Source organism: Allochromatium vinosum DSM 180 (assembly GCF_000025485.1).
In the GTDB taxonomy this organism is placed as follows: Bacteria; Pseudomonadota; Gammaproteobacteria; order Chromatiales; family Chromatiaceae; genus Thermochromatium; species Thermochromatium vinosum.
Genome location: NC_013851.1, coordinates 1361501 through 1386200, shown reverse-complemented (window position 1 = coordinate 1386200; position 24700 = coordinate 1361501). Strand labels below are relative to the sequence as shown.

At 65.7% G+C, this 24700-nt stretch carries 24 protein-coding genes, 1 tRNA gene and 1 pseudogene; 9 read left to right on the top strand and 17 right to left on the bottom strand.

The window, feature by feature from the left end; genetic code table 11:
* The first annotated feature begins 77 nt into the window (after positions 1–77).
* Both secD and secF read left to right on the top strand, forming a co-directional pair.
* Positions 78–1934 (top strand): protein translocase subunit SecD, encoded by a 1857-nt coding sequence (secD, locus tag ALVIN_RS05920; protein ID WP_012970412.1) that lies wholly within the window; start codon positions 78–80, stop codon positions 1932–1934.
* Between the two features lie 13 nt (positions 1935–1947).
* The gene (gene secF / locus ALVIN_RS05915) at positions 1948–2898 is read left to right on the top strand and encodes a protein translocase subunit SecF (RefSeq protein ID WP_012970411.1); all 951 of its coding nucleotides are present in this window, start codon (positions 1948–1950) and stop codon (positions 2896–2898) included.
* Between the two features lie 535 nt (positions 2899–3433).
* Here secF and ALVIN_RS05910 read toward each other — a convergent pair.
* The gene (locus ALVIN_RS05910) at positions 3434–4561 is read right to left on the bottom strand and encodes an NAD(P)/FAD-dependent oxidoreductase (RefSeq protein WP_012970409.1); all 1128 of its coding nucleotides are present in this window, start codon (positions 4559–4561) and stop codon (positions 3434–3436) included.
* A gap of 124 nt (positions 4562–4685) precedes the next feature.
* Entirely contained in the window at positions 4686–5303 is a 618-nt protein-coding gene (locus ALVIN_RS05905; RefSeq protein ID WP_012970408.1) for an arylesterase, read from the bottom strand.
* On the opposite strand from ALVIN_RS05905, the gene ALVIN_RS05900 reads away from it, so the two are divergent.
* The gene (locus tag ALVIN_RS05900; RefSeq protein WP_012970407.1) at positions 5302–5997 is read left to right on the top strand and encodes an ABC transporter ATP-binding protein; all 696 of its coding nucleotides are present in this window, start codon (positions 5302–5304) and stop codon (positions 5995–5997) included. The two genes, ALVIN_RS05905 and ALVIN_RS05900, sit on opposite strands and share 2 nt — an antisense overlap.
* A complete protein-coding gene (locus tag ALVIN_RS05895) occupies positions 5994–8486 on the top strand; it encodes an ABC transporter permease (RefSeq protein WP_012970406.1) in 2493 nt (830 codons plus the stop codon). The genes ALVIN_RS05900 and ALVIN_RS05895 overlap by 4 nt, the downstream gene beginning before the upstream one ends.
* A gap of 52 nt (positions 8487–8538) precedes the next feature.
* Here ALVIN_RS05895 and ALVIN_RS16560 read toward each other — a convergent pair.
* Positions 8539–9030, bottom strand: a pseudogene (locus ALVIN_RS16560) (PD-(D/E)XK nuclease family transposase); the annotation flags it as partial.
* A gap of 160 nt (positions 9031–9190) precedes the next feature.
* Between ALVIN_RS16560 and ALVIN_RS05885 the strand changes: the two are divergent.
* Both ALVIN_RS05885 and ALVIN_RS05880 read left to right on the top strand, forming a co-directional pair.
* Complete coding sequence (locus ALVIN_RS05885) at positions 9191–9400, top strand: TA system antitoxin ParD family protein (protein ID WP_012970404.1); 210 nt, start codon at positions 9191–9193, stop codon at positions 9398–9400.
* Positions 9400–9678, top strand: coding sequence for a type II toxin-antitoxin system RelE/ParE family toxin (locus tag ALVIN_RS05880; RefSeq protein ID WP_012970403.1), 279 nt, complete (start codon positions 9400–9402; stop codon positions 9676–9678). Before ALVIN_RS05885 ends, ALVIN_RS05880 begins: the two co-directional genes overlap by 1 nt.
* Positions 9679–9780: 102 nt before the next feature.
* On the opposite strand, the gene ALVIN_RS17015 is transcribed toward ALVIN_RS05880, so the two are convergent.
* Positions 9781–10212, bottom strand: coding sequence for a pilin (locus ALVIN_RS17015; RefSeq protein WP_012970402.1), 432 nt, complete (start codon positions 10210–10212; stop codon positions 9781–9783).
* Between the two features lie 330 nt (positions 10213–10542).
* Between ALVIN_RS17015 and ALVIN_RS05870 the strand changes: the two genes are divergently transcribed.
* Positions 10543–11118: a hypothetical protein gene (locus ALVIN_RS05870; protein ID WP_012970401.1), complete on the top strand. Its 576-nt coding sequence runs from the start codon at positions 10543–10545 to the stop codon at positions 11116–11118.
* On the opposite strand, the gene ALVIN_RS05865 is transcribed toward ALVIN_RS05870, so the two are convergent.
* From ALVIN_RS05865 to bchI, 6 genes are all read right to left on the bottom strand, one after another.
* Complete coding sequence (locus ALVIN_RS05865; RefSeq protein ID WP_012970400.1) at positions 11109–11555, bottom strand: type II toxin-antitoxin system VapC family toxin; 447 nt, start codon at positions 11553–11555, stop codon at positions 11109–11111. The two genes, ALVIN_RS05870 and ALVIN_RS05865, sit on opposite strands and share 10 nt — an antisense overlap.
* Positions 11556–11558: 3 nt before the next feature.
* The gene (locus ALVIN_RS05860) at positions 11559–11801 is read right to left on the bottom strand and encodes a FitA-like ribbon-helix-helix domain-containing protein (protein ID WP_012970399.1); all 243 of its coding nucleotides are present in this window, start codon (positions 11799–11801) and stop codon (positions 11559–11561) included.
* A gap of 131 nt (positions 11802–11932) precedes the next feature.
* Positions 11933–13249, bottom strand: coding sequence for a sigma-54-dependent transcriptional regulator (locus ALVIN_RS05855; protein ID WP_012970398.1), 1317 nt, complete (start codon positions 13247–13249; stop codon positions 11933–11935).
* 84 nt (positions 13250–13333) lie between these two features.
* Positions 13334–13409, bottom strand: a tRNA-Ala gene (locus ALVIN_RS05850).
* Between the two features lie 100 nt (positions 13410–13509).
* A complete protein-coding gene (locus ALVIN_RS05845; protein WP_012970397.1) occupies positions 13510–15330 on the bottom strand; it encodes a magnesium chelatase subunit D in 1821 nt (606 codons plus the stop codon).
* Complete coding sequence (gene bchI / locus ALVIN_RS05840) at positions 15327–16355, bottom strand: magnesium chelatase ATPase subunit I (RefSeq protein ID WP_012970396.1); 1029 nt, start codon at positions 16353–16355, stop codon at positions 15327–15329. The genes ALVIN_RS05845 and bchI overlap by 4 nt, the downstream gene beginning before the upstream one ends.
* Positions 16356–16660: 305 nt before the next feature.
* Here bchI and ALVIN_RS05835 point away from each other — a divergent pair, with 305 nt between their 5' ends.
* Together ALVIN_RS05835 and ribF are read left to right on the top strand one after the other, a co-directional pair.
* Complete coding sequence (locus ALVIN_RS05835) at positions 16661–17932, top strand: Coenzyme F420 hydrogenase/dehydrogenase, beta subunit C-terminal domain (RefSeq protein ID WP_012970395.1); 1272 nt, start codon at positions 16661–16663, stop codon at positions 17930–17932.
* On the top strand, positions 17929–18870 hold the full coding sequence (ribF, locus tag ALVIN_RS05830; RefSeq protein WP_012970394.1) for a bifunctional riboflavin kinase/FAD synthetase: 942 nt from the start codon (positions 17929–17931) through the stop codon (positions 18868–18870). Before ALVIN_RS05835 ends, ribF begins: the two co-directional genes overlap by 4 nt.
* A 97-nt stretch (positions 18871–18967) precedes the next feature.
* On the opposite strand, the gene ALVIN_RS05825 is transcribed toward ribF, so the two are convergent.
* The 7 genes from ALVIN_RS05825 to rsxC form a co-directional block, all read right to left on the bottom strand.
* Positions 18968–19831, bottom strand: a complete 864-nt coding sequence (locus ALVIN_RS05825) for a ferredoxin reductase domain-containing protein (protein ID WP_012970393.1) — start codon at positions 19829–19831, stop codon at positions 18968–18970.
* A gap of 94 nt (positions 19832–19925) precedes the next feature.
* A complete protein-coding gene (locus ALVIN_RS17795; RefSeq protein WP_012970392.1) occupies positions 19926–20102 on the bottom strand; it encodes a hypothetical protein in 177 nt (58 codons plus the stop codon).
* A complete protein-coding gene (locus ALVIN_RS05820) occupies positions 20095–20685 on the bottom strand; it encodes an electron transport complex protein RnfA (RefSeq protein WP_012970391.1) in 591 nt (196 codons plus the stop codon). The genes ALVIN_RS17795 and ALVIN_RS05820 overlap by 8 nt, the downstream gene beginning before the upstream one ends.
* Positions 20675–21337, bottom strand: a complete 663-nt coding sequence (gene rsxE / locus ALVIN_RS05815; protein ID WP_012970390.1) for an electron transport complex subunit RsxE — start codon at positions 21335–21337, stop codon at positions 20675–20677. Before rsxE ends, ALVIN_RS05820 begins: the two co-directional genes overlap by 11 nt.
* A 33-nt stretch (positions 21338–21370) precedes the next feature.
* A complete protein-coding gene (locus ALVIN_RS05810; protein ID WP_012970389.1) occupies positions 21371–22063 on the bottom strand; it encodes an FMN-binding protein in 693 nt (230 codons plus the stop codon).
* Positions 22064–22075: 12 nt separating this feature from the next.
* Positions 22076–23104, bottom strand: coding sequence for an RnfABCDGE type electron transport complex subunit D (locus ALVIN_RS05805; RefSeq protein WP_012970388.1), 1029 nt, complete (start codon positions 23102–23104; stop codon positions 22076–22078).
* A 102-nt stretch (positions 23105–23206) separates the two neighbouring features.
* Positions 23207–24592, bottom strand: a complete 1386-nt coding sequence (rsxC, locus tag ALVIN_RS05800; RefSeq protein WP_012970387.1) for an electron transport complex subunit RsxC — start codon at positions 24590–24592, stop codon at positions 23207–23209.
* Between the last annotated feature and the right edge of the window lie 108 nt (positions 24593–24700).

Here is a 24700-nt window from a genome sequence, read left to right as displayed (position 1 = left end):
TCGCCGTCCGGCGATCCCTCCAGACGCCTCCCGCCAGCACGCACGGCGAACCGCCATCCTCCAATGTTGGAGTCCCAATGAACCGATACCCCTTGTGGAAGAATCTACTCATCCTGGGCGTCATCCTGGTCGGCCTGCTGCTGGCCTGGCCGAACCTCTATTCCCAGGACCCATCGATCGAGATCACGGCCGCGCGCGGTCATGAGATCGGCGCGGCCAGTTCCGGCGAGATCAAGGCCGCGCTCGAGAACGCCAAGGTGCCGCTCAAGGGCATCGAGTCCCTGGAAGGCGGCAAGCTGCTCGCCCGTTTCGACACGCCCGGCGAACAGTTGCGCGGTCAGGAGGCCATCGAGCGCACCCTGTCCGAACGCTACCGCACCGCGCTCACCCAGTCGGCCGACCTGCCCGGCTGGATGCGCTGGCTGGGTCTCAATCAGATGTCGCTCGGTCTGGATCTGCGCGGCGGTATCCACGTCGTCATCGACGTCGACATGGAGGCCGCGATCGAACAGGCCGTCGAGCGCTACAGCGGCGATCTGCGCACCCTGCTGCGCGAGGACAAAATCCGCTATCTGACCCTGACCCGCGACGGCACCAACATCCTGATCCGCTTCGAGGATGCCGCCTCCCGCGAAGCCGGCGAAAAGAAGCTCAAGCGCGAGTTCCGCGAACTCGACTTCCAGCCGAGCGAAGAGTCCGGCGCCTTCGTGCTGCGCGCCGGCCTGCCCGAGACCGAGCAGCAGAAGATCAAGGACTTCGCGCTCCAGCAGAACATCACCACCCTGCGCAACCGCGTCAACGCGCTCGGCGTGGCCGAGCCGAGCATCGCCCGTCAGGGCGATCGGCGCATCGTCGTCGAGCTGCCGGGCGCACAGGACCCGGGCCGGCTGAAGGATATCCTCGGCGCCACCGCCACGCTCGAATACCGTCTGGTCGACACCGAGGGCAGTGTCGCCGACGCCGTCGCCGGACGCCCGCCCGTGGGCAGCAAGCTCTACTACGAACGCAACGGCACCCCGATCCTGCTCAAGCGCCGGGTGATCGTCACCGGCGACCAGATCACCGACGCCTCGGCCGGTTTCGACAGCCAGAGCGGCAGCCCGGCGGTGTTCGTCAATCTCGACGGCCAGGGCGCGCGGCGCATGCGCGACGTGACCACCGAGAACGTCGGCAAGCCGATGGCCGTGGTCTTCATCGAGAACCGCACCACGACGCAGATGGTCGACGGCGAGCCGGTCAAGACCACGCGCAAGGTCGAGGAAGTCATCAGTGTCGCGACCATCCGCGAGCCGTTCGGACGGCGCTTCCAGACCACCGGACTCGACAGCAGCAACGAGGCCCACGACACGGCGCTCCTGCTGCGCTCCGGCGCGCTCGCCGCCCCGATCGAGATCGTCGAGGAACGCACCATCGGCCCCAGTCTGGGTCAGGACAACATCGATCAGGGTCTGGAATCGGTCATGCTCGGCCTGGGACTGGTCCTGCTGTTCATGGCCGTCTACTACCGGGTGTTCGGTCTGGTCGCGAATCTGGCCCTGGTGGTCAATCTGGTGCTGACCATCGCCGTGCTCTCGATGCTGCAAGCGACCCTCACCCTGCCCGGCATCGCCGGTATCGTGCTCACCATCGGCATGGCCGTGGATGCCAACGTGCTCATCTACGAGCGCATCCGCGAAGAGATCCGCAACGGCAACTCGCCCCAGGCCAGCATCCATGCCGGCTATGACAAGGCGTTCTCGACCATCGTCGACGCCAACGTGACCACGCTGATCGCCGCCGTGGTGCTGTTCAGCTTCGGTACCGGACCGGTCAAGGGTTTCGCGGTGACGCTGTTCATCGGTATCGTCACCTCCATGTTCACCGCCATCCTCGGCTCGCGCGCCCTGATCAATCTGATCTACGGCGGTCGGCGACTGAACAAGCTGGCCATCTGAGGGAGCGCGCGCCATGACTCAAAAACGCACCATCAACGAACTCAACATCGACTTCATGCGCCAGCGCAAGGCGGCGGCCTGGCTCTCGGGCGCGGTCCTGATCGTCTGTCTGCTGTCGATCGTCTTTCGCGGCTTCGACTTCGGGCTGGATTTCACCGGCGGTACGGTGATCGAACTGGGCTATGCCCAGCCGACCGAGCTGAGCGACGTGCGCACCGCCCTGGAGACCGAAGGACTGGGTAGCGCGACCATCCAGTATTTCGGCTCGCGGACCGACATCCTGATCCGGCTGGCGCCGCAGGACGGTGAGGAGGAGGCGAGCGCCCAGCTCAGCGATCGCGTCTTCGCCGCGCTGAGCCGCGCCGCCGAGGGTCAGGTCGAACTGCGCCGAGTCGAGTTCGTCGGTCCCCAGGTCGGCGAGGAACTGCGCGAACAGGGCGGACTGGCCGTGCTGTTCTCGCTGATCGGCATCCTGATCTATGTCGCGCTGCGTTTCGAATGGCGCTTCGCGGTCGGCGCCGTGGTGGCGCTCATCCATGACGTGCTCTTCACCGTCGGCGTCTTCTCGCTGTTGCAGATCCCCTTCGATCTGACGGTGCTCGCGGCGGTGCTCGCGGTGATCGGCTACTCGCTCAACGACACCATCGTCATCTTCGACCGGGTGCGCGAGAACTTCCGCCGGATGCGCAAGGGCACGGTGATCGGCATCATCAACAACTCGATCAACGAGACGCTCTCGCGCACCATCGTCACCTCGGGCACCACGCTGCTGGTGCTGGTGGCGCTCTACTTCCTGGGCGGCGAGACCATCAACGGCTTCGCGCTGGCGCTCATCATCGGTATCCTGGTCGGCACCTACTCGACCATCTATGTCGCCACGGCGATCGTGGTCTGGCTCGGCCTGAGCCGCGACGACCTGCTGCCGGTCAAGAAGGAAGGCGCTGAGCTGGATCCGCTGCCTTAACCGCGAGAAGAAAGCTGACACGACGACGGGGCCATCAGGCCCCGTCGTTCGTTCTCAGTGTCGGATCAATGACGACTCGCAGACATCAGCCGCGAATCGCGTAGGGCACCAGGGGCAGCAGGCAAATGGCGACGATGTACCAGAAGGCCCGACGGTCTTGAGTGCGCAGTGCTTCTTCGCTCATCTTGGTCACCTTGTGAGTCAAATGGTTGATCGATTGCAGGATGATTCGACGCCTCAGCCCCGAATCGCGTAGGGCACCAGGGGCAGCAGGCAAATGGCGACGATATACCAGAAGGCCCGACGGTCTTGAGTGCGCAGTGCTTCTTCGCTCATCTTGGTCACCTTTGAATCGATGTTTGATCGAAAGAGGCGTGGAATGGCTCGACTTCGACTCCTGCGCTATGTCGCTCCATCCATCCGCCTACGGTGACCAAGATAGTCGCCTTTCCAGCGACTTCAACGAATACCGCTTTTAGTCCGTGGAAATATCGCACTATTTTACTGCGAAATAGCGATCAACCCATTGATTCGATTAGCGATAGCGGCGCAGATACAGCCACTCGAAAAACCGCTTGAGCCAGTGGAACAGCCGCATCGAGGGCAGGACCAGGTTGAACTTCTCGGTGCGCGCGACCAGCATGCCGCTGTCGTTGGTGTCGACGATACAGAGCAACTCGACGCGGAAGGTCTCCTTCGGCTCCCGACCGGCGAACTCGGCGAGCAGATTGCGCACCGCCGCCCGCGCCTGAAGATCGGCCATGTGACCCTGCTTGGGCATCCAGTCGGGACCGGGGAAACTGCCCGAGTCGCCCGCGACATAGACCCGCTCGAAGCCCGGCACCCGGCAGTGGGCATCGGCCTGGAGCAGGCCGCCCGGCGAGCGCGGCAGATCCGTGTCGTCGAACCAGGCGTTGCCCGTCAGACCCGGCATGAAGAGGATCAGATCGGCGTCGAAGGTCTCGGCCTCGGTCGTGACCTGGCTGTCGCTGAAGCCCTTGAGCTTGTGGCCCAGATGGGTCCGGATGCCGCGACGCGCCATCTCGGCGAGCAGACCATCGACCGCCTTGGGTCCGAGCCGGTTGCCGGGACGCTCGGCAGGCGTGAAGAAATGCAGAGTGAACTTGTCGCGCCGCCCTTCGCGCTTGAGCTGATTGTCCATACCGAACAGGAACTCGAAGACCGGACCGCCGCGCATCGAGCTGGGTTCGTTGGGATTGCCGGCGAAGCCCATGGCGATGTGACCGCCATCCATCGCACGCACCCGGTCGCGGATCTCCTTCGCCGCCACGACGCCCTCGCAGGGCACGATGGCGTGCTCGATGCCGGGGAGCTTCTTGATGAAGCGCCCGCCGCTGGCGATGATCAGACCATCGTTCTCGACCGAGCCGTGCGTGGTCTCCAGCAGGCGACCGCCGTTCTTGAGTCCGGTCGCCTCGCCGGCCAGATGCCGGACCTTCATGCGCTCGAAGAACCGGCGCAGATCGATGACCAGATCGTCGCCCGTGCGCAGACCGCTGGGCACCCAGATCAGCCCTGGATAGTAGACGAACTCGGGTCGGCGGCTGACGAGCGTGATCTCGATTTCAGGGGCACGCTTGCGCAATTCGATAACGGCCGTCAGCGCGGCGAAACCGGAACCGACGATAGTGACGCGTTGCATGATGTCAGTGACTCCAGTCCAGAAAGGTTGAATTCCAGTTCGATCGCGATCCGACCGGAAGGCTCGAATCGCACCCGGCCTTGATACCATGCGCCGGCCTGGGGCGCATTGACATGGCCGACCGTCAGTCCGCTAGCACGGGTTGCAGCGTCGGCCAGACATTGTCGAGGATTCGCTCCTGCGCCTCGGCGGTCGGGTGAAGCCCATCCGCCTGCATCAGACTCCAGTCCTCGGCCACGCCCTTGAGCAGGGTCGGCACCAGGGGCACGCCCTGCTCGGCGGCGACCTCCATAAACACGGCTTGAAAGCCGTCCGTGTAGGACGCACCATAGTTTGGCGGCAGTCGTACCCCAATGAGCAATACGCGCGCGCCCGCTTCACGCCCCTGGACGACGAGCCGCGTGAGATTCTCGCGCATCACGGCGAAATCCCAGCCGCGCAGTCCATCGTTGGCACCGAGTTCGATGACGAGCACGGCCGGACGATGGCGTTCGAGCAGCGCCGGCAGGCGCGTCAGCCCACCGACCGTGGTCTCGCCGGACACACTGGCATTGACCACGCGATGCGGCAGACCGGCACGCTCGATGCGAGCGGCGAGCTGCGCCACCCAACCGCGTTCGGTGTCGATGCCATACCCGGCGCTCAGACTGTCGCCCAGCACCAGCACCACGGGCGCCTCGGCCAATGCCGCTCCCAGCGGCAGACACAGCGTCGCAATCAGAATCAGGAGTCGATGTCTCATGTCGGATCAAGCGGCCTCGGCCGTCTCGCAAGCCATTGGATTGGGGAAGCATGTTACCGGCCCGGCCGGCAGCTTGACCATCCTCGCCGGACTGAATCTGGAGATCCACGCCGGCGAGGCGGTCGCCATCCTCGGCGCCTCCGGCTCGGGCAAGTCGACCCTGCTCGGACTCCTGGCCGGACTCGACGACCCGACCGACGGTGAGGTGTGGCTGTGCGGTCGCCGGGTCGATCGTCTCGACGAGGACGGACGCGCCGAATTGCGTGCCGGCCGGGTCGGCTTCGTGTTCCAGAATTTCCAGCTCCTGCCCACACTCACCGCGCGCGAGAACGTGCTGCTGCCGCTGGAGCTGACCGGCACCCCGGACGCCGCGCGCCGCGCAGACGAGGCGCTCGATCGCGTGGGGCTGAGCGCACGCGCCGGACACTATCCGCGCCAGCTCTCGGGCGGCGAGCAGCAGCGCGTGGCCATTGCGCGCGCCTATGCGCCCCGCCCCGCCGTGCTCTTCGCCGACGAGCCGACCGGCAACCTGGATCAGACCACGGGCGAGCACATCATCGACCTGTTGCTCGACTTGCGCCAGGAGACGGGCACGGGCGCGGCCCTGGTGCTGGTCACGCATGATCCGCGTCTGGCCGAGCGCTGCGACCGGCGCTTGCGAATGCACGACGGGCGGCTGGAGCCGCTGACATGAACGCCTGGCGTCTGACGTTGCGTCTGCTGCGCCAGGACTGGCGCAGCGGCGAACTCTATCTGCTGTCGGCGGCGCTGGTGCTGACGGTCGCGGCCATCACAGCCGTCGGTTTCTTCACCGATCGGGTCGAGGCGACCCTGGAGCGCCAGGGCAGCGAGCTGATCGCCGCCGATCTGGCGCTCGAATCCTCCCAGCCGCTCGACGTGCGTTTCAGCGCCGAGGCCCAGGCACGGGGTCTCCGATCCGCGCGCACGCTGGAATTCCGCAGCGTCGTCATGGGCGAGCGACCGCAACTGGTGCTGATGAAAGCGGTCGACCCTGACTATCCGCTGCGCGGCCAGTTGCGTATCAGCGAGGCGCCGGACGCGCCCGATCGTCCCGTCGACTCCGGTCCGCCCGTCGGTGAGGTCTGGGTCGAATCCAGACTCCTGCGGCTCCTGGATCTCCGGATCGGCGACAGCCTGAGCGTGGGCGAGGCGCGTCTGCGCCTTGGTGCCATCCTGACCGACGAGCCGGATCAGGGCCGTAGCTTCTTCAACATCGCCCCGCGTGTGCTGATGAACCGCGCCGATCTCGACGCGACCGGGCTGATCGGCCCGGCGAGCCGTGTCACCCACCGGCTGCTGATCGCGGGCGCGGCCACGGCGATCGACGCCTATCGCGACTGGGCCGGCACCCGGCTCGCAGCCAATGTCACCCTGACCGACGCGCTGGAGGCGCGGCCCGAGTTCGGCTCGGCGGTGGAACGCGCTTCGCGCTTCCTGCATCTGGCGACCCTGGTCACGCTGCTGGTGGCCGGCGCGGCGATCGCGCTCGCCAGTCAGCGTCTGGTCGAGCGCCAGACCGATGCCGTGGCCGTGATGCGCTGTCTGGGTGCGCCGCGTCATCTGCTGATGCGGGTGCTGATCGGGCGTCTGGTGCTGTTCGGACTGGCGGCCAGTCTGATCGGCTGTCTGCTCGGCTGGCTGGGTCAGGCGGGGCTGCTGGCGGCACTGGCCGACTGGCTGGGGACCGATCTGCCGCCGGCCTCGCCCGCCCCTGTCCTGGTCGGGCTGGCGACGGGGCTGATCACGCTGCTCGGCTTTGCCGTGCCGCCGCTGATCCAACTGGCGCGGGTGCCGCCGTTGCGCGCGATCCGGCGCGATCTGGGCACGCCGCGCGTCTCGGCGGCGCTCGCTCTTGGCGCGGCCGGGCTGGCGCTGGCGCTGCTGATCCTGTGGCAGGCCCAGGATCTGGAACTCGGGCTGAAGCTCCTGGGCGGGGTGCTGGCGACCCTGCTGGCCCTGATCGGCGTCGTGCGGCTGCTGGTGCATCTGGCCGGACGGCTCGCCGGGCGCGCGCGCGGGGTCTGGCGGCTCGGGCTGGCGGCCCTGACCCGGCGTCCGGGCGCGGCCGTGCTCCAGATCGCCGGCTTCGGCATCGGGATTCTGGCGCTGCTGCTGCTCGCGGTGGTGCGGGTGGATCTGCTCGAATCCTGGCGCGAGACCCTGCCCGAGGGCGCACCCAACTACTTCCTCATCAACATCCAGCCGCACGAGGTCGAGCCGTTGCGGGCGTTTCTGAACGACTCCGGGATCGCCACGGCCAGACTCCATCCGATGATCAGCGGCCGGCTGACCCGGATTGGCGAGCGTGCGGTCGAGCCGTCGGACTACGACGACCCGCGTGCCGAGCGGCTCGCCAGCCGTGAGTTCAATCTCAGTTACGGCACCGAGCCGCAATCGGACAACCGGATCGTCGCCGGGCGCTGGTGGACAGAGGGCGCCGAGGCCGCGCCGCAGTTCTCGGTCGAAAGCGGTATCGCCGAGACGCTCGGGATCGCGCTGGGCGACACCCTGACCTTCTGGGTCTCGGGGCACGAAGTCAGCGGACCCGTCACCAGTTTGCGCGAGGTGCGCTGGGACAGTTTCAACGTCAACTTCTTCGTCGTCGCCTCCCCCGCCCTGCTCCGGGACGAGGCGGCGACCTTCATCACCAGCTTCCATCTGCCGGCCGAGCGCGAGGCGGTGGTCGCGGAACTGGCGCGGCGCTTTCCGAGCGTGACCACGCTCGATGTCGAGGCGATTCTGGGGCAGGTGCGTCAGGTCATCGATCGGGGCGTGCTGGCGGTCGAGTACGTCTTCCTGTTCACGCTGGGGGCGGGGCTACTGGTCATGTACGCCGGTATTCAGGCCAGTCTGGAGCAGCGTCGGGCCGAGCATGGCATTCTGCGCACGCTGGGGGCCGGACGGCGCACGCTCCTGACCAGTCTCGCGGTCGAGTTCACGGCGGCGGGATTGCTGGCGGGGCTGCTGGCGTCGGTCTTCGCCGAGGCGACCGGCTGGTTGCTCGCCGAGCAGATCTTCGAGCTGGAGTTCGGGTTCAATCCAGGACTCTGGGCGGTTGGCGTCCTGGGGTCGGGGCTGGCGATCGGGCTGGCGGGGACGCTGGCGACCTATCCGCTGCTGATCCATCCGCCGTTGCGGGCATTGAGAGGCGGGAGCAACTGATCCTACGCGCGCAACGGGGCAGATGGCTGGGACGGCTTTGGCGCAGTCCGGCTCAGTCGGGCATCGAATCCATGCGGCCCTGGTCGTGCAGTTGGGCTTTGAGGCGTGCGATTTCGGCCAGGGCCGCTTCTTTCGCGGCTCGCTCCTGTTCTGTCTCGGCTTGCGCCCGCTCCTTCTCGGCTTGCGCCCGCTCCCTCTCGGCTTGCGCCTGTTCCAGTGCGATACGTTGCTGTTCGGTTTCAGTCTTCAGCTCTTGCAGATGGCGCTGGATGCTGCGCTGTTCGCGCAGGTAGTTTTGGCGCGCCTGGTAGGCGTGATAGGCACGGTCTTTGTCGGAGAAGGCTTTCAGGGTGCTCATGGCTTGCCTCATCTCGTCGGTGTGCATCCAGGTCGGCAGGGCGTCGGGGTCGAGTCGTTCGCCTTCGGTGAAGAATTTCAGCCAGCGTTCCTGTTCGGTGTGGACGGCGTCGGCGTGGAATTTGTTCAGCTCCAGCAGCCAGATGCCGCCGTGGTCGAGCAGCAGACGTCCGGTGCTGTCGCGCATGAGTGGGCGATTCCGTTGCCGGAAGAGCATGTGGAGGTGTGGCCAGGGTCTTGGCGGATCGAGTGCGACATCCAGGCTGGTGCTGTGACGGAGAAACAACAAAGGTTCCGTTTTGGTCTATGAGGGGCTATTATGAGGCCCACTCTCATGGAGGTTGGTTATGGCCATCAACGTCAAACTGTCGGAAGCCCTTGTCGAAAGCGCAAAGCGCTACGGCGCTATCGAGCATCGCTCGGTACCGAAGCAGATCGAGTACTGGTCGCAGATCGGCAAGATTGCGGCTGAGAATCCCGATCTGCCGTTCAGTGTCATCCGCGACATCCTCATTGCCGATCAGGAAGAGCCTGTCGGCGAGTACCGGTTCGGCTGATGCGCCTGCTCGTCACTCCGACATTCGAGCGGGCGGTCAAGAAGCTGAACAAGCCACAGAAAGCGGCGCTCGACGAAGCGGTGCGGACCATTACCGGTCAGCCCGAGGCCGGCGAAACAAAGGTGGGGAATCTGGCCGGCGTGCGGGTTTACAAGTTCCGCATGGACCGCTTGCTCTGCCTGCTGGCCTACCGGATTTTCGATGAGTGCACACTCAAGCTGCTGATGTTTGGTCCGCACGAGAATTTCTACCGCGATCTCAAGCGGCTGGATAGCTGATCCCATGTAAAACGCCCCCGGTGGTCCGAGGGCGTTATGGTGTGACATCCGGGTCAGGGTTTAGGATCAGCAGAAAACCGAACCTAACCCCTTATCCCCTCCTTACGGAGCTGCACGGAAATTAGCCGGCAAATATTTATAATCCGCAGCATCAGCGTTAGTACCACCAGTCCACGCCGAAACAGTCGCATCAGGCGTTAATACTAGATCCCCATCTCCAGTCCAGTCTCCTCCGACGGCAGCATCGTCAATATCAACAGTAACAACACCATCTACTACTGTTGGTGCCGCGCAGTATTGCGTAGTGGTGGTCGCGCATCCGGCTGCAGTTTCATCAGCTGGAAGTGCGTTCATCGATGCGTAATAATCGGATACCGAGGTCTTGCAGGCAGAAATAATACCAACACACTCTGCGACTTTTGCGCGAACGGTATAATCCGTGTAAGCTGGCAAAGCAAGCGCCGCCAAAATACCAATGATCGCCACCACGATCATGAGTTCGATCAAGGTGAAGCCTTGTTGATGCTTTTTCATAATCTGCTCCGCAGTAGATGATTAACCTCGCCTGAAGTGGAAAGCAAAATGCGATTTGCTTCTGCCTTCACAGCCTTCCGCACGCCATAGAGCAGCTTACGTGCCAACCATCTTTATGCAGCGGATGAGTCATCCATGCCCAAATCCGGGGTTTTCCTGTGATCGATATCACACTTTCGCTGTCTGCCCCACATGCCTCTGTCGCCCCCCCCAATGACAGCCCCCGCTCCTGTCACTCCACACAGTGACAGATGCGGACCGATGTCACACCCCCCATGACTGTATAAACTAAAGCCCCAATCCATCGCCGCCTTGCTGCACCCAAGCCCGATGCACCTGATCAGCCTCAACACCGCCGTCGCCCTCACCGGCCTGACCAAACGCACCCTCTGGCGCTACATCGACAGCGGCCGCCTGACCGCCGCCGGCCCCACCGAGCCGGGAGACAAGACCCGCGTCCGCCTGCAAGACATCCTCCCACTCTCACACCTCAACATCGCCCCCGAACACCACCCCATCATCGTCGACGCCGACCGTGGCGACCCCGCCGCCCAATGCGACCTCGGCATCCTCCTCCTCACCGCCGACCGCCCCGCCGACGCCATCCCCTGGTTCCAAAGCGCCGCCAACGCCTTCTACCCCGACGCCATGTGCTGGCTCGCACGCGCCTACCTGTCCGGCGAGGGCGTCGAATGCCACCTCGAAACCGGCCTCCACTGGCTCGACACAGCCGCCCGCAAAGGCCACCCACTCGCCCAAGCCCTGCACGCCTTCCTGCACAGCCCCGCCGGCCAGGAACTCCTGCACGCCCAGAACCACACCGCCCTCAAGACCGCCCTCGACGACATCGAGCGCCAAACGCTCCTGAATGCCCTGAACGCGACAGCCGGCACCGATCAGTCCTGAGCGATCGTTGCGCCATGCCAACGCCATGGATCGACCAAGACCAACCCGTCGATATCCGTGAAATCAGACGTATTGCGCGTCGCCAGCCGCAACCCCCGCGCCAAAGCAATCGCGGCAATCTGCGCATCCTCCACACTGATCGGACGTCCCCGACGAGTCCGTTCGGCCACCAGGCGCGCATAATGACTCGCCGCGCTATCGTCGAACGCCAGACAACGGCTCTCGAAGTCGTGCTCGAACATGGCTCGCGCCGCCCGCGCCAGCCCGGCTTGCCGTTTACCGGCCGGCATCAACGCCAATCCCAGCTCGATCTCGGCGCGGCTGATAGCACTGATGAACAGATCCGGCTGATCCTGCGCATCGAGCCAGGCCACCACGCCGGCATCAGGCCGTGGCCGCATGAATTCCGACAAAACATTCGTATCGAGCAACAGCATCACTCAGTCCCACTCGGGCGCTACGCGCGGCCGATGGCGCTCGGGAACACTGAAGTCCTCGGTCGCCGTCTCGCCGAAACGCGCGAGCAAACACTGCCCCATGGGCACTGGAGAACTGGAGCGAGACACCGCCTCGCGCAGCAGACGCCGCGCTTCCTCTTCCATGGATATCCCATGTTGCGCCGCGCGCACGCGAATCGCCGACTTGATCGATTCATCCAGGTTACGGATCGTCAAAGCCGCCATCAAACATCACTCCCAAATTGATTGCGATGCATGCATTGTGCGCATCGCATGCAAGGTGCGTCAAGACTCACCCGACCTGCACGAGGTTTGGATCGATGTCTCCCCTGGGACTGACCGGCATCACTCGATGCTCAGGCCGCCTCACATCGATCGATCCCGAGCCTGGCCAAACGATATCTGAACGCCAGCGGAGTCATACCGAGCGCGCGGGCGGTCGCCTGATTCAGGTGTGTCTGATCGAGCGCCACCCGCGCCGCCCCACTGGATTCGAGCGCGCCTGCGCGCTCATTGACAGGCAGATAGAGATCCCCGACCTCGATGCGCTCGCCCTCGCACAGCGCCACGGCGCGTTCCAGGATGTTTTCGAGCTCGCGCACATTGCCGGGGAAGGCATAGCGCATGAGTGCCGCGCCGGCCTCCTCGGAGAGCCATGGTTCGACCGCCGTCGGCTCACTCGCCGCCCGAGCGAGTTTCCGCAGGATATGGACGGCCAGCGGACGGATGTCCTCGGGACGCTCGCGTAGCGCCGGCAGCCGCAGCTCGATGACATTGATCCGATAGAAGAGATCCTGCCGGAAGCGCCCCTTCTCGACCTCCTGAGCGAGATCGCGATGACTGGCGCTGATGATCCGCACATCGACCGGCACTTCGCGCGCGGCACCGACCGGACGCACGCACTTCTCCTGGATGGCACGCAACAGCTTGACCTGCGCCGGCAGCGGCAGATCGGCCAGCTCGTCGAGAAAGAGCGTCCCGCCGGCCGCCGCCTGGAACAGCCCGTCCTTGTCGGCCAGCGCGCCGGAGAAACTGCCTTTCTTGTGCCCGAACAGCTCGCTCTCGACCAGATCGTGCGGGATGGCCCCGCAGTTGACCGGCACGAACGGACCATCGCGACGCGGCCCCTGAGCATGGATCAGACGCGCGGCCAGCTCCTTGCCGGTGCCGCTCTCGCCGGTGATGAAGACCGGCGCCTGGGTGCGGGCGAGCTTGGCGATCAGGGCGCGAATCTGCTGCATGGCCGGTGAGTCGCCGAGCAGGGGCGGCTCGGAATCGGTGCGTTCCTCGGTCGGCGTAGCCCGTCCGCGCAGTCTGAGCGCCGATTCGACGAGGTTGCGCAGGGCCGACAGATCGACCGGCTTGGCGACGAAATCGAAGGCGCCGGCCTTCATGGCGGCGACAGCCGATTCCATGTTGCCGTGCGCGGTGATCATGGCCACCGGCAGATCGGGGTGATGGGTGTTGATGTGGTGCAGCAGATCGAGTCCGGTGCCGTCCGGCAGACTCAGATCGGTGAGACAGAGATCGGGCCGATGGCGCTCCAGCTGGAGCTTGGCCTCGGCGACCGTCAGCGCCGTCACCGCCGACACATTCATGCGCCCGAGCGTGATGCGGATCAGGTCGAGGATGTCGGCTTCGTCGTCGACGACGAGCGCCAGGGGTCTGGACATATCCAGCTTCCAGCCTTTGGCTTCCAGGGGCGAAGAGCCTGCCCTGCAAGAACGGAGACCGGCTCGAAGCCGTTCAAGAGTGAGTGGTGGAGCTGAGGGGGATCGAACCCCTGACCTCCGCATTGCGAACGCGGCGCTCTCCCAGCTGAGCTACAGCCCCATGATCGGGTATCGACAGCCGCCCTCCCCGCGATGGGGAGGACGAGCGGCTGTCATTCTGCGTCATTCCGACCGGCGTGACAAGCGGTGCGAAGCGGCGATCAGCCCGCCGTCGCCCGCACGGCCTGATTGAGCGCGTTGGCATCGGCATGCGGCAGCGGCAGATAGACCGCGCCCATTTCCTTGGCCAGTTCACGCCCCTGCGGCTGCGGACGCGGCGAGGTGTCGATCACCAGTGCGGGGATCTCCAGCGAGCGTACCGCGCGCGCGGCGGCCAGCGCTTCCTCGTTGGCGCGCGTGCGCCCGCCCGTACCGTCGCGCGCGACATTGGCCCGACCGTCGGTCATGACGATCAGCACCGGGGTGCCGCCGCGACGCTGCACGCCATCGGCCAGCATCATCCCCAGGTCGATGCCCGAGGCCAGCGGCGTGCCGCCGCCGCCCGGCAGCCCGGCCAGACTGCGCTTGGCACGCACCAGCGAGCGCGTCGGCGGCAGCAGCACCTCGGCCCCCTGCCCCCGGAACGCCACCAGCGCGACCTGATCGCGCCGCACATAGCAGTCGGCCAGCAGCAGCTCGACCGCACCCTTGGCCTCGGCCAGACGGTGCAGCGCCGAAGAGCCGGAGGCATCGACCACGAAGATGGTCGTGCTCTCGGACTTGTGCTTGAAGCGGGTGATGCGGAAGTCGTCCTGACGGATTTCGAGCCGGTTGGACGGCTTGCCGGCGCGCGCGCGTTCCTCGCGGCGGATGCGCTGCCAGGGCGCGGCGGAACGCAGGGTTTCGATCACGTTCAACCGCTGTCCGGCACGCGGCTCGCCGCGCAGCACCCCAGCCGGCCGTCCGCGCGAGGGCGCATTCTGGACTGCCCCCGCCTTGCCGGTGGCGCGCGCGCGCGAGCGGCGCAGCTTGCCCATCTGGAGCTGGGCCAGCAGACCGGCCGGGATCGCCGCCTTGGTGGCGTCCAGGATCTTGTCCTGAAGCTCCTGGGGTTCCTGCGGCTCCTGGTTGGACTGTTCCTCGTCCTGATTCGGCTCTTCCGGCTCGGGCGGCGGCGGTTCGGCGTCCGGCGGCGGCTCCATCGGCGGGAGCTGGGTCGCGCGCGGAGCGAGCACCAGACGTCCAGCGACGGCGAGATCCTCGTCGGTCACTTCGGTGCGTTCTTCGAGCGCGGCATGGGCACAGGCCACGCGGCTGGCGAAGATCGAGGCGCGCAGCGAGGGGATGCCGAGCGCCAGCGCGATATTGCACAGGGTCTCGACCTGGGTATCGGTGATCGTGACGCCGGGCAGACGCGGTCGCGCGGCGAGCACGTCCTCAACGTCGTAGTTACAGGCGATGGCCTGATCGTAGCGGACGTAGTTGAGTTCCAGATGGAAGGCCAGCCGGTCGAGCAGCGCGTTCAACAGTCCCTCGTCCTCGCCCACGCCCTCGTCGAGCGCGACCACGGCGAAGCGCGACGGCGTGCGCATGGCCAGCCCATCGCGTTCCAGGACCACCTCGCCCGAGTCGAAGGCCATGTTGAGCCGCGCGGCCGTGCCGGGCGCGATGCGCTCGGCCATCGCCAGCTCGACGACACCGCCATCGGCCTCGACCAGCAGCCCTTTCTCGGCCACCGGACGCCCGGCATTGAGCGTGGCGGCCAGATCCAGACCGCCGAGCAGTCGCCCATCGGCCACATGCAGCGGAATGCGCCGCATCGGCGTGCCCTCGGGCTGGAGGTCGCGCATGATCGACAGCCACTGATCGCGCACCGGACCGGGCAGCGCACGCAGCGCCACGCCGCCGGTACCGACCGGATCGATCGTCATCAGGACGGCGGCCAGGACGGCATCGTCCCAGGGCGAGTGGCCCGGACCCGCCTGAAGCGGGGCCGGTGTGCCGCCGTCCGCGACAGCGGGATTCGGGCCGGGTGTGCTCATTCGCCGAACAGCTCCTTGATCGCGCGCTCGACACGGCTGGTCGAGCCGGACTCGTCGAGCGGATCGCGGCGCAGACGATGGCGCAGCGCCGAGACGGCGATGGTCTTGACGTGATCGACGGTGACGGTCTTGTCGCCCTGGAGCGCGGCGAGCGCACGCGCCGAGCGGATCACGGTCAGCTCACCGCGCAGACCGTCGGTGCCGAGCTTGATGCAGAGCTTGGCGGTCTCTTCGAGCGTCCGATCCGGCACCTCGACCTCGGGCAGCAGCTTCTTGGCCTTCTGGATCTGGCGGCTGACCTTGGCGTCCTTGGCCTTCCACTTCTCGACGAAGGCTTCGGGATCACGCTCGAACTCGTCGCGCAGACGCACGACCTTCATACGTGTGGGCAGATCGGTGGGCGTCTTGACCTCGACCGAAAGGCCGAAACGGTCCTGCAACTGCGGACGCAGTTCGCCCTCTTCCGGGTTGCCCGAGCCGACCAGCACGAAGCGCGCCGGGTGACGCACGCTCAACCCCTCGCGCTCGACCAGGTTCTGACCGGACGCGGCCACGTCCAGCAGCGAGTCGACCAGATGGTCTTCGAGCAGGTTGACCTCGTCGATGTAGAGGAAGCCGCGATGGGCGCGCGCCAGCAGGCCCGGCTCGAAGGCTTTCTCGCCCTTGGTCAGGGCGCGCTCCAGATCGAGTGCGCCGATGACGCGGTCTTCGGTGGCGCCGAGCGGCAGATCGACCACGGGCACAGGCACCTGCCGGCTCTTGAGACTGCCTTTCTCGGCCTTCTTGGTGCGGCACTCCTGGCACAGGTAGTCGTCGCCGGCCTCGGGGTCGCAGTTGTAGGTGCAGTCGACCGCGCGCATCTTCGGCAGCAGGGCGGCCAGTCCACGGATGGCGGTGGACTTACCCGTGCCACGATCACCGAAGACGAGCACGCCGCCGATGGAGGGATCGATGGCCGCCATCAGCAGGGAGCGTTTCATCTCCTCCTGGGCGACGACGGCGGAAAAGGGAAAAGGGATGGGCATACGCGGCGAACCTAGTTCTAGTGTTTCTAGTGTGTCGAAATGGGTGTACAGGGTCTGGCGAGCGCGAGCACCCGAATCGAGCGCGCTCAGGCGCGGGCGCGAAAATCGAACTCGCGACCCTAGCGCCCATCGCTAGGCAAGGTCAAGTTTAATGTGTCGGCGGCGAGTCCGAAGCGCTTATGGCATACAATAGCGCCCCGTTCGGCTCGACCCGAGCACAGATCCATCTGCCGGAGGACGACAACGATGATCTTCGCCACCCTTCCCGCCAGCACGCGCGCCGCGCGCGCCATCGAGGCCGCCGCATGAACGACGCCGTGCTCGACCCACAGGACACCGGCCCCTCCAAGGGACTCGCCACCATCTCGCTCCTGAGCAGCGACGAGCGGCTCAAGGGCCGTCCCAAGCTCTGTAGCGACTGCGGACTCTGCGACAGCACGCTCAAGGGACGGATGTCATCGGCCTGTATCTTCGTGCGCAACCAGACCGCCGAGATCGAGCAGCGCCTGCACGGTCGCGCGCGCCGGCCCGACGACGAGCGGCGCTTCGGCATCCATCGCACCCAGTATGCCGCCCGGATGCGCCGTCCCAACCCCCAGGCGCAGTGGAGCGGCATCGTCACCTCGCTCGGCGCGCGTCTGCTCGAACAGGGTCGGGTCGAGGCCGTCATCACCACGGGCGCGGCGCCCGGCACCCGTTTCAAGTCCGAGCCGGTGCTCGCGCGCACGCCCGCCGAAGTCCTGGCCACCGCCGGCAACAAGCCCTGTCTGTCACCCAACCTGCGCCTGCTCGATCAGGTGCGCGAACAGGGCATCAAGCGTCTGGCTTTCATAGGTACAAGCTGTCAGGTGCACATGCTGCGCGCGGTTGAGGCCGAACTCGGGCTTGAGAAGCTCTATGTGATCGGCATCCCCTGTAGCGACAACGTCACCTATCCGGATCTGGAATATTTCCTGACCCAGGTTTCGCGCTCGCCGCAGACCATCGTGCACTACGAGTTCATGCAGGACTTCAGTCTCTGGATGCGCCACGAGGACGGCCACAAGGAGCGCGTCAACTACATCGACTTCCCGATGGACAAGCTGCACGGGATCTTCCCGTCGTCGTGTCTGTCCTGCTTCGATTATCCGAATACGCTGTGCGACCTGACCGTCGGCTACATGGGCGCCGAACTGGGCTGGCAGTGGGTGCTGGCGCGTACCGAGATCGGCGAGGAGCTGTTCGAGCTGATCCGCCCGGATCTGGAGATCGGCGAGCTGACCTCGAGCGGGGACCGCACGCGCGGCATGCCGCACTACATCGCGCGGTTGACCCAGCCGCCGGGGGCCAAGAAGCCGCCGTTCCTGGTGCGCAAGCTGGTCGCCTACATGCAGCGCAAGAAGGGTTCGAAGGGACTGGAGTTCGCGCGCGCCATCATCGAAATGAAGCTGCTGCGCAACCTGAACTATGTGCGCAGCAAGTTTCCGCGCTTCGAGGCGCGCGTGGTGCCCGAGCATGTCTATCAGACGCTTGAACCCTATGCCGACACCTACCGGGAGGTCTTCGGGCGTCCACTCGCTTCGCAGACCGAAGAATGAGACTGATCCGGGGCCTGCACAATCTGCGCCCCGCCGATCGCGGCTGTGTCGCCACGATCGGCAACTTCGACGGGGTGCATCTGGGGCATCGCGCGGTCTTCCAGCGGTTGCTGGCGCGCGGGTGTGAGCTGGGCTTGCCGGCGACCGTGATCACCTTCGAGCCTCAGCCGATGGAGGTGTTCGCACCCGAGTCGGCGCCGGCGCGGTTGACCCGGTTGCGCGAGAAGCTCGGGGCACTGCGCGCGAGCGACATCGAACGGGTGATGCTGCTGGAGTTCGGGCCAAGGTTGGCGGCGATGCCGGCGCCGGAGTTCGTTCAGCGGCTGCTGATCGAGGGGCTGGGCGTGCGCTTCCTGCTGGTCGGCGACGACTTCCGGTTCGGACGCGGACGCACGGGCGATTTCGCGCTGCTGCGGGACATGGGGCGCGTAGCCGAGGCGAACGGGGCCGGATTCGCGGTCGAGGATCTGCACACCATCACCCATGGCGCCGAGCGCATCAGCAGCACACGGGTGCGCGAGGCGCTGGCGCGCGGCGATCTGGAACAGGCGCGGCATTTGCTCGGCCGACCTTATTGCCTGGAAGGGCGCGTGGTGCATGGCGACAAGCGCGGTCGCGCCATCGGTTTCCCGACGGCCAATATCGCGCTGCACAGGCGTGTCAGCCCGGTACGCGGAGTCTATGCGGTGCGGGTGAAGGGGCTGGGTTCGGAACCCTGGCCGGGCGTGGCCAACATCGGCACGCGCCCGACGGTCGACGGGACCGGCGCGCGGCTGGAGGTGCATCTGTTCGACTTCGACCAGTCGATCTACGGCCGGCATCTGGAAGTCGAACTGGTGCTGCGTCTGCGCGACGAGCAGCGTTTCGAGTCGTTCGAGGCGCTTCGGGGGCAGATCCAGCGCGACGCCGGGACGGCGCGGGCGTTTCTGGGCGCCTGAGCCGCCGGGATCACAGCGACGCCAAAGGCGCACACCCCATCCATATCGGCTGGGGCATACGAGCCTTTGGCGGTGGGCGCATCCCTGTGGTTTGCGATCAGTCGTAGATCAGCTCCGACCAGCGTCCATCGTCGATCAGACGCTGCTTGAGCCGCTTCCACTCCGCCTCGGAGCCGGCCTGCTTGGCCATGACCCGATCGAACGCCTGCGTGACCTTGCTCAGACCGGACAGGAACACATGGGTGTTCGGCTCGCGCATCAGACGCCAGGCCTCGGCGGCGTGCTCGGTCAAACCCTGCTCCAGCGCCTGCGAGGAACTCATCAGCGGCTTCGTGCCCAGCGCGCGGAAGGCCTGGAAGGTCTTCTCGTCGTAGTAGTGCGTCAGGTCGCTGGTCTCGTCGTTGGCGTACATCAGGTCCAGACCGCTGTGACCGCCGTAGTAGAGCCGCACCTGCCCTTTCCAGTCGCCGCGACGCTCGTAGATGAGCTGAGCGAAGGCGCGGAAGGGCGCAATGCCGGTGCCGGTACCGATCATCAGCAGATTGGCGCGATTGTCGAGCGGCATACGGAAGGGGCTGAGATAGGGGCCGCTGATGGTGATCTGGTCGCCCGGCTTGGCATCGCACAGATAGTTCGAGGCCACGCCCGGATAGCGCTCGCCGCTGACTTCGTCGAGGTAGAAACAGCGACGCACCAGAACGTCCAGATGCACCCCGCCGCCAATCGGGACGTTGCGCGCATTGGCGATCGAGTAACGGCGCACGTGCATCGCATTGCCGAATTCGTGCGGTCCGGGCACCAGCACGCCGATGCTCTGGCCCTCGACGAACTGGAAGGCCGGGTCGAGCACCTCGAGCGTGATGTGGCGCACCTCATCCGTGGTCTCGGGCGTGATGCGCTGGCTGGCCTTGATGACCGCCGGTGCGGTCGGGCCGATGTATCTGATGTCTTGTTGACTCATCCAGTCACTCCTTCACTCTGGCGACCGCTGGCTGGACGCGAGAGGATGCATTGATGTGATCGAGAGAAACGCGAACCGAGCGGATCGGTGCGAATCAGCAAGCGTTTTTAGAGGAGCAGTGCCCCTTGGTGCAAGAGCAGCCCCCGCCCGAGTCGCGGAAAGGGCCAAGTTGCGGATAGCGGGCCTGAAAGCGTGCATAGAGCTGCTGCACCCCGACCCAGCCGGCAAGCGCCAGAAAGACGACCAGCGGCGCGAGCAGTATCTCAACCATGCCCGCCTCCCAGTCCGGCGAAACCCATGAACGCCAGCGACAGCAGCCCCGCCAGCATCAGGCTCAGGGCCGCGCCCTGACTGACGCTCGGCACCCTGGCCAGCGCCAGCTTTTCGCGCAGACCGGCCATCAGCATCAGCGCCAGGGTGAAGCCCACACCCGCGCCCAGCGCATAGACCAGACTCTGCACGAAGTCGTATTCCTTGGAGGTCTGGAACAGCGCCAGACCCAGGATGGCGCAGTTCGTGGTGATGAGCGGCAGGAAGATACCGAGCGAGCGAAACAGCGCCGGACTGGTCTTCTTGACGAACATCTCGACCAGTTGCACCGCCGAGGCGATCACGGCGATGTAGCAGATCAGACGCAGGAACTCCAGCCCGAGCTGGGTCAGCAGCCAGTTGATGCCATAGGCGGCGGCCGAGCTGACCAGCATCACGAACATCGTGGCCAGACCCATGTTCCAGGCCGTCTCCTTCTTGCCCGAGACGCCGAGGAAGGGACAGATGCCGAGAAACAGCGCCAGCACGAAGTTGTTGACGATGGCGGCGTTGAGAAAGATCAGCGACAAGGGTTCAGCGTGCATCGGCGGGTGCTCCCGAGAATTGCGCGGCGCGGCGGACCTTGCTCTGACGCAGCCAGTTGAACAGCAACAGCCAGACGCCGAGCACGAAGAAACCGCCCGGCGGCAGGATCATCACCAGCCAGGGCTGGAAATCCGGCCCGAAGAGTGGAATACCGAGCAGGGTGCCATTGCCCAGCACCTCGCGCACCGTGCCGAGCGCCAGCAGCGCCAAGGTGAAGCCCACACCCATGCCTAGACTGTTGACTAGGGTGGTGTGCAGCCGCTGCTTGGAGGCATAGGCCTCGGCGCGGCCCAGGATCACACAGTTGACGACGATGAGCTGGATGAAGGCGCCGAGCGCCGCGTACAGCTCCAGACTGATGGCCTGGATGGCATAGTCGACGATAGTGACGAAGGTGGCGATGATGACGATGTAGCTGGCGATGCGCACCTGCTTGGGTATCCAGTTGCGCAGCAGCGAGATCAGCAGGCTGGAGCAGACCAGCACGAAGGTGGTCGCCAGTCCCATCGCAATGGCATTCAGGGTCGTGCTCGTGACCGCCAGCACCGGACACATGCCGAGCAGCATCACGAACACCGGGTTCTCCTCCCACAGACCGCGCAGGAAGGTGTCCGGGGTGAGTTTTTCTTGTGGATTGAGCAATTCAGGCATGACTCGGAGTCTCGCAGTGGCTCTCTCGGTTGTTCAGGGCGAGGGTGGCGACGTGAGCACGGCCAGATCACGCTCGATGGCCGGTACGGCGCGTTGCGCGGCGCTGTTGGCCGCGCGGCCCATCGCCTTGGATGAGATGGTCGCGCCCGTGATGGCGTCGATCTGCCAAGGCTCGGATTTGGTGCCGTGCTTGACGGTGACGATGGCATTGGCGAGCGCCGTGCCGGCGGCATCCAGACGCGCGTCGAGTGCCTCGAAGTTCTTGAGGAAGTCGGGGTCGAAGTCGAGCTTGTCGCCGAAACCGGGCGTCTCGTTGGACTGGAGCACCTTGCTGCCGGTGATGCAGTCGCAGCTCGGGTCATAGGCGAACATCACTTTGACCGGACCGGCATAGCCCGGACCCGAGCCGGTGATGGCCAGACCCAGCAACCGGCCGCCGGCATCATAGGCGCCGTAGATGAGATCGCCGCTCGCACCCGCCTCGGCGGGCGCCAGTCCGCCCTCGGGCGTGATGACGAAATCGCGCTTGCCGACCGCGCCCGGCAGCACGCGGAACACGGCCTTCTCGGTCAGGACACGCTGATTCTCGGCGATGATCGGCAGGGTGAACTGGTAGACCAGGGCCACCAGCAGCCCGGAGAGCAGCGCGATGCCGCCCAGGGTGCGCAGCATGGCCCAGGCCGGCGTGCTCGCCGCTTGAGGTTGAATCTGTACTTCGGTCGTCATCTCTACCCTACTCTATTTGGAGCCGTAAACGCGCGGCTGGGTCCAGCTCGAAATCAGCGGCCCGAGCGCATTGGCGAGCAGGATGGCGTACATGATGCCCTCGACCAGACCGCCGAACAGCCGGATGACGACCGTCAGCGCACCGATGAAGAGTCCGTAGATCACCACGCCGGTCGCCGTCACCGGCGAGGCCACCATGTCGCTGGCCATGAACCAGGCGCCCAGCATCAGCCCGCCCGAGCAGAGCACGAACCAGGGACTCGGATAGAGACTCGGATCGAGCAGCCAGAACGGCAGCGCCACCAGGACCGCGCCGGCCATGACGCTGACCGGGATACGCCAGTCGAGCATCCGCTGCCAGGCCAGCCACAGACCGCAGATCAGGATCAGGATCGCCGAGGTCTCGCCCGCCGAACCGGCGATCATCCCGCTGAAGGTATCCATGATCGGCGTTTCGATGTGCTGGAACTTCTGGATCGCCAGGGGCGTAGCTCCGCTCCAGCCGTCCAGGTTCAGACTCGCGATCCAGTCGCCGACCGGGATCGGCTGCATGAAGGGCAGCGTCAGGGTCGAGGGAATGACTTCGGTGAAGCGACCGGGCGCGAAGGCCGGCGTCCAGGTGGTGATGGCCACCGGAAAGGCCGCCTGCACGAAGGCGCGTCCGACCAGGGCCGGATTCATGACGTTGTAGCCCAGCCCGCCGAACAGCGCCTTGCCGAGCGCCACACCGACGAACGCCGCCACCGCCGCCATCCACAACGGAAAGCCGGGCGGCAGGGTCAGTCCCAGCAGCAGACCGGTGATGACCACCGACCAGTCTGAGACCGTGTTGCCTCGACCGCTGGCGCGGGCGAAGAACGCTTCGGTCAGGATGGCCACGCCCGTGGTGGTCAGGAGCAGCAGCAGCGCGCTCAGCCCGAACTGCCAGACCGCGAAGGCCGCGATCGGCAGTAGCGCCAGCACCACGGTGCGCATGATCTTGTCGACCGTCACCACCCGCTTGAGATGCGGGGAGGTGCGGATTTCGATGCCTCTAGACATGGTTCGTCATCAGTCTTCAGTGATTCAGTGATTTCTCGGTGCCGGCACGCCCCCTCCTCCCTCGCGGGAGCGGGGTTGGGGAGAGGGGGATGCTCAGGCCGCTCAGTGCTGGGTTTGCTTGGCCTCGTCCCGCCGCCGGGCATCGCGATTGATCGACTTGGCGATGCGGAAATATTGGGTCAGCGGGATGTTGGACGGACAGACGAAAGCACAGCAGCCGCACTCGAAGCACTGGTCGAGATTGAACTGCTCGGCCATGACGCCGTATTCGCGCGCCACCGCCAGCTCACCGAGCATCGAGGGATTGAGCGAGACCGGACAGGCACGCAGACACTCGCCGCACTTGATGCAGGGATAGACCTGACGCCGCGCCAGCGCCGGATCTTCCGGCTCCAGCGCCACCACGCCCGAGACCGACTTGGTGACGGGCACATCGAGCGAGGCCACAGCCATACCCATCATGGGGCCACCCAGGATCACCTGCCCCAGCGGCCCCTTGAAGCCGACCTGATCGAGCAGGAAGCGCACTGGGGTGCCGATCGGCACCAGGAAGTTGCCCGGATTCTTGACCGCCGGTCCGCTGACCGTGACCACGCGCTCGATGAGTCCCTGTCCCCTGGGCACCAGTTCACCCATCTGCGCCAGGGTGCCGACGTTGAACACCGCCACGCCGACATCGGCGGGCAAACCGCCGGCCGGAACTTCGGCATCGAGCAGCGCGGTGATGAGCATCTTCTCGGCGCCCTGCGGATACTTGGTCCGGACCGCCTCGACCGTGATCGGCAGATGCTTGGGGAGGCGCGCGCGCAGATGGCTCACGGCATCGAGCTTGTTGTCCTCGACGCCGATGATGGCGCGTTCGGCGCGCGTGGCCCGCAGGGCGATCCGAATGCCCCGGATCAGATTCTCGGTCTGCTCCAGCATGATGCGATGGTCGCAGGTGAGATACGGCTCACACTCGCAGCCGTTGACCAGCACCGTATGGATCACCCGACCGGCGGGCGGCTGCATCTTGACGTGGCTCGGAAACGCCCCGCCGCCGAGTCCGACCAGCCCCGCATCCTGAACCGCCTGGATGATGTCCTTGACGTTCATCTGCTCGGGTTCGCACGCGCTGCCGTAGAGCACCTGCTGGCTGGCGGCATGGTAGACCTTGAGGAAGATCGCCTGGGTCTTCGGACCCTCGGCGGTCGGCGCCAGCCCGATGGCGCGGATCACGCCGGTCGCCGGTGCGTGCATGGGCACGGAGACGAAATGATCGGCCACCGCGATCGGCTCGCCGCGCACGACCTCCTGGCCGACCTTGACGATCGGCACCGAGGCGCGGCCCTTGTGCTGCTGCAAGGGGATGACCAGCTCGTCGGCGAACGGCAGGCGCCGAATCGGCTTGCCGGCCGTGAGTTCCTTGTGCTCGATCGGATAGATGCCGTGATCGAAGGTCTTGTGGCCATGGATGAGCCGCGTGAAACCCAGGCCGATTCGCTTCATCAGGTTGGAATGCCCGGCGTCGGGCGCGCAGTTGGAACCCAGTGCCGCTGCTTGATGCTTCATACCAAGATCCACTCAAATTGGAACCGCAAAGACGCACAGGACGCG

Bases quoted from the DNA above. Each gene is read 5' to 3' on its own strand.
- secD (WP_012970412.1), top strand. From the start codon at position 78: ATGAACCGATACCCCTTGTGGAAGAATCTACTCATCCTGGGCGTCATC.
- secF (WP_012970411.1), top strand. From the start codon at position 1,948: ATGACTCAAAAACGCACCATCAACGAACTCAACATCGACTTCATGCGC.
- ALVIN_RS05910 (WP_012970409.1), bottom strand. From the start codon at position 4,561: ATGCAACGCGTCACTATCGTCGGTTCCGGTTTCGCCGCGCTGACGGCC.
- ALVIN_RS05900 (WP_012970407.1), top strand. From the start codon at position 5,302: ATGTCGGATCAAGCGGCCTCGGCCGTCTCGCAAGCCATTGGATTGGGG.
- ALVIN_RS05905 (WP_012970408.1), bottom strand. From the start codon at position 5,303: ATGAGACATCGACTCCTGATTCTGATTGCGACGCTGTGTCTGCCGCTG.
- ALVIN_RS05895 (WP_012970406.1), top strand. From the start codon at position 5,994: ATGAACGCCTGGCGTCTGACGTTGCGTCTGCTGCGCCAGGACTGGCGC.
- ALVIN_RS05885 (WP_012970404.1), top strand. From the start codon at position 9,191: ATGGCCATCAACGTCAAACTGTCGGAAGCCCTTGTCGAAAGCGCAAAG.
- ALVIN_RS05880 (WP_012970403.1), top strand. From the start codon at position 9,400: ATGCGCCTGCTCGTCACTCCGACATTCGAGCGGGCGGTCAAGAAGCTG.
- ALVIN_RS17015 (WP_012970402.1), bottom strand. From the start codon at position 10,212: ATGAAAAAGCATCAACAAGGCTTCACCTTGATCGAACTCATGATCGTG.
- ALVIN_RS05870 (WP_012970401.1), top strand. From the start codon at position 10,543: ATGCACCTGATCAGCCTCAACACCGCCGTCGCCCTCACCGGCCTGACC.
- ALVIN_RS05865 (WP_012970400.1), bottom strand. From the start codon at position 11,555: ATGCTGTTGCTCGATACGAATGTTTTGTCGGAATTCATGCGGCCACGG.
- ALVIN_RS05860 (WP_012970399.1), bottom strand. From the start codon at position 11,801: ATGGCGGCTTTGACGATCCGTAACCTGGATGAATCGATCAAGTCGGCG.
- ALVIN_RS05855 (WP_012970398.1), bottom strand. From the start codon at position 13,249: ATGTCCAGACCCCTGGCGCTCGTCGTCGACGACGAAGCCGACATCCTC.
- ALVIN_RS05845 (WP_012970397.1), bottom strand. From the start codon at position 15,330: ATGAGCACACCCGGCCCGAATCCCGCTGTCGCGGACGGCGGCACACCG.
- bchI (WP_012970396.1), bottom strand. From the start codon at position 16,355: ATGCCCATCCCTTTTCCCTTTTCCGCCGTCGTCGCCCAGGAGGAGATG.
- ALVIN_RS05835 (WP_012970395.1), top strand. From the start codon at position 16,661: ATGAACGACGCCGTGCTCGACCCACAGGACACCGGCCCCTCCAAGGGA.
- ribF (WP_012970394.1), top strand. From the start codon at position 17,929: ATGAGACTGATCCGGGGCCTGCACAATCTGCGCCCCGCCGATCGCGGC.
- ALVIN_RS05825 (WP_012970393.1), bottom strand. From the start codon at position 19,831: ATGAGTCAACAAGACATCAGATACATCGGCCCGACCGCACCGGCGGTC.
- ALVIN_RS17795 (WP_012970392.1), bottom strand. From the start codon at position 20,102: ATGGTTGAGATACTGCTCGCGCCGCTGGTCGTCTTTCTGGCGCTTGCC.
- ALVIN_RS05820 (WP_012970391.1), bottom strand. From the start codon at position 20,685: ATGCACGCTGAACCCTTGTCGCTGATCTTTCTCAACGCCGCCATCGTC.
- rsxE (WP_012970390.1), bottom strand. From the start codon at position 21,337: ATGCCTGAATTGCTCAATCCACAAGAAAAACTCACCCCGGACACCTTC.
- ALVIN_RS05810 (WP_012970389.1), bottom strand. From the start codon at position 22,063: ATGACGACCGAAGTACAGATTCAACCTCAAGCGGCGAGCACGCCGGCC.
- ALVIN_RS05805 (WP_012970388.1), bottom strand. From the start codon at position 23,104: ATGTCTAGAGGCATCGAAATCCGCACCTCCCCGCATCTCAAGCGGGTG.
- rsxC (WP_012970387.1), bottom strand. From the start codon at position 24,592: ATGAAGCGAATCGGCCTGGGTTTCACGCGGCTCATCCATGGCCACAAG.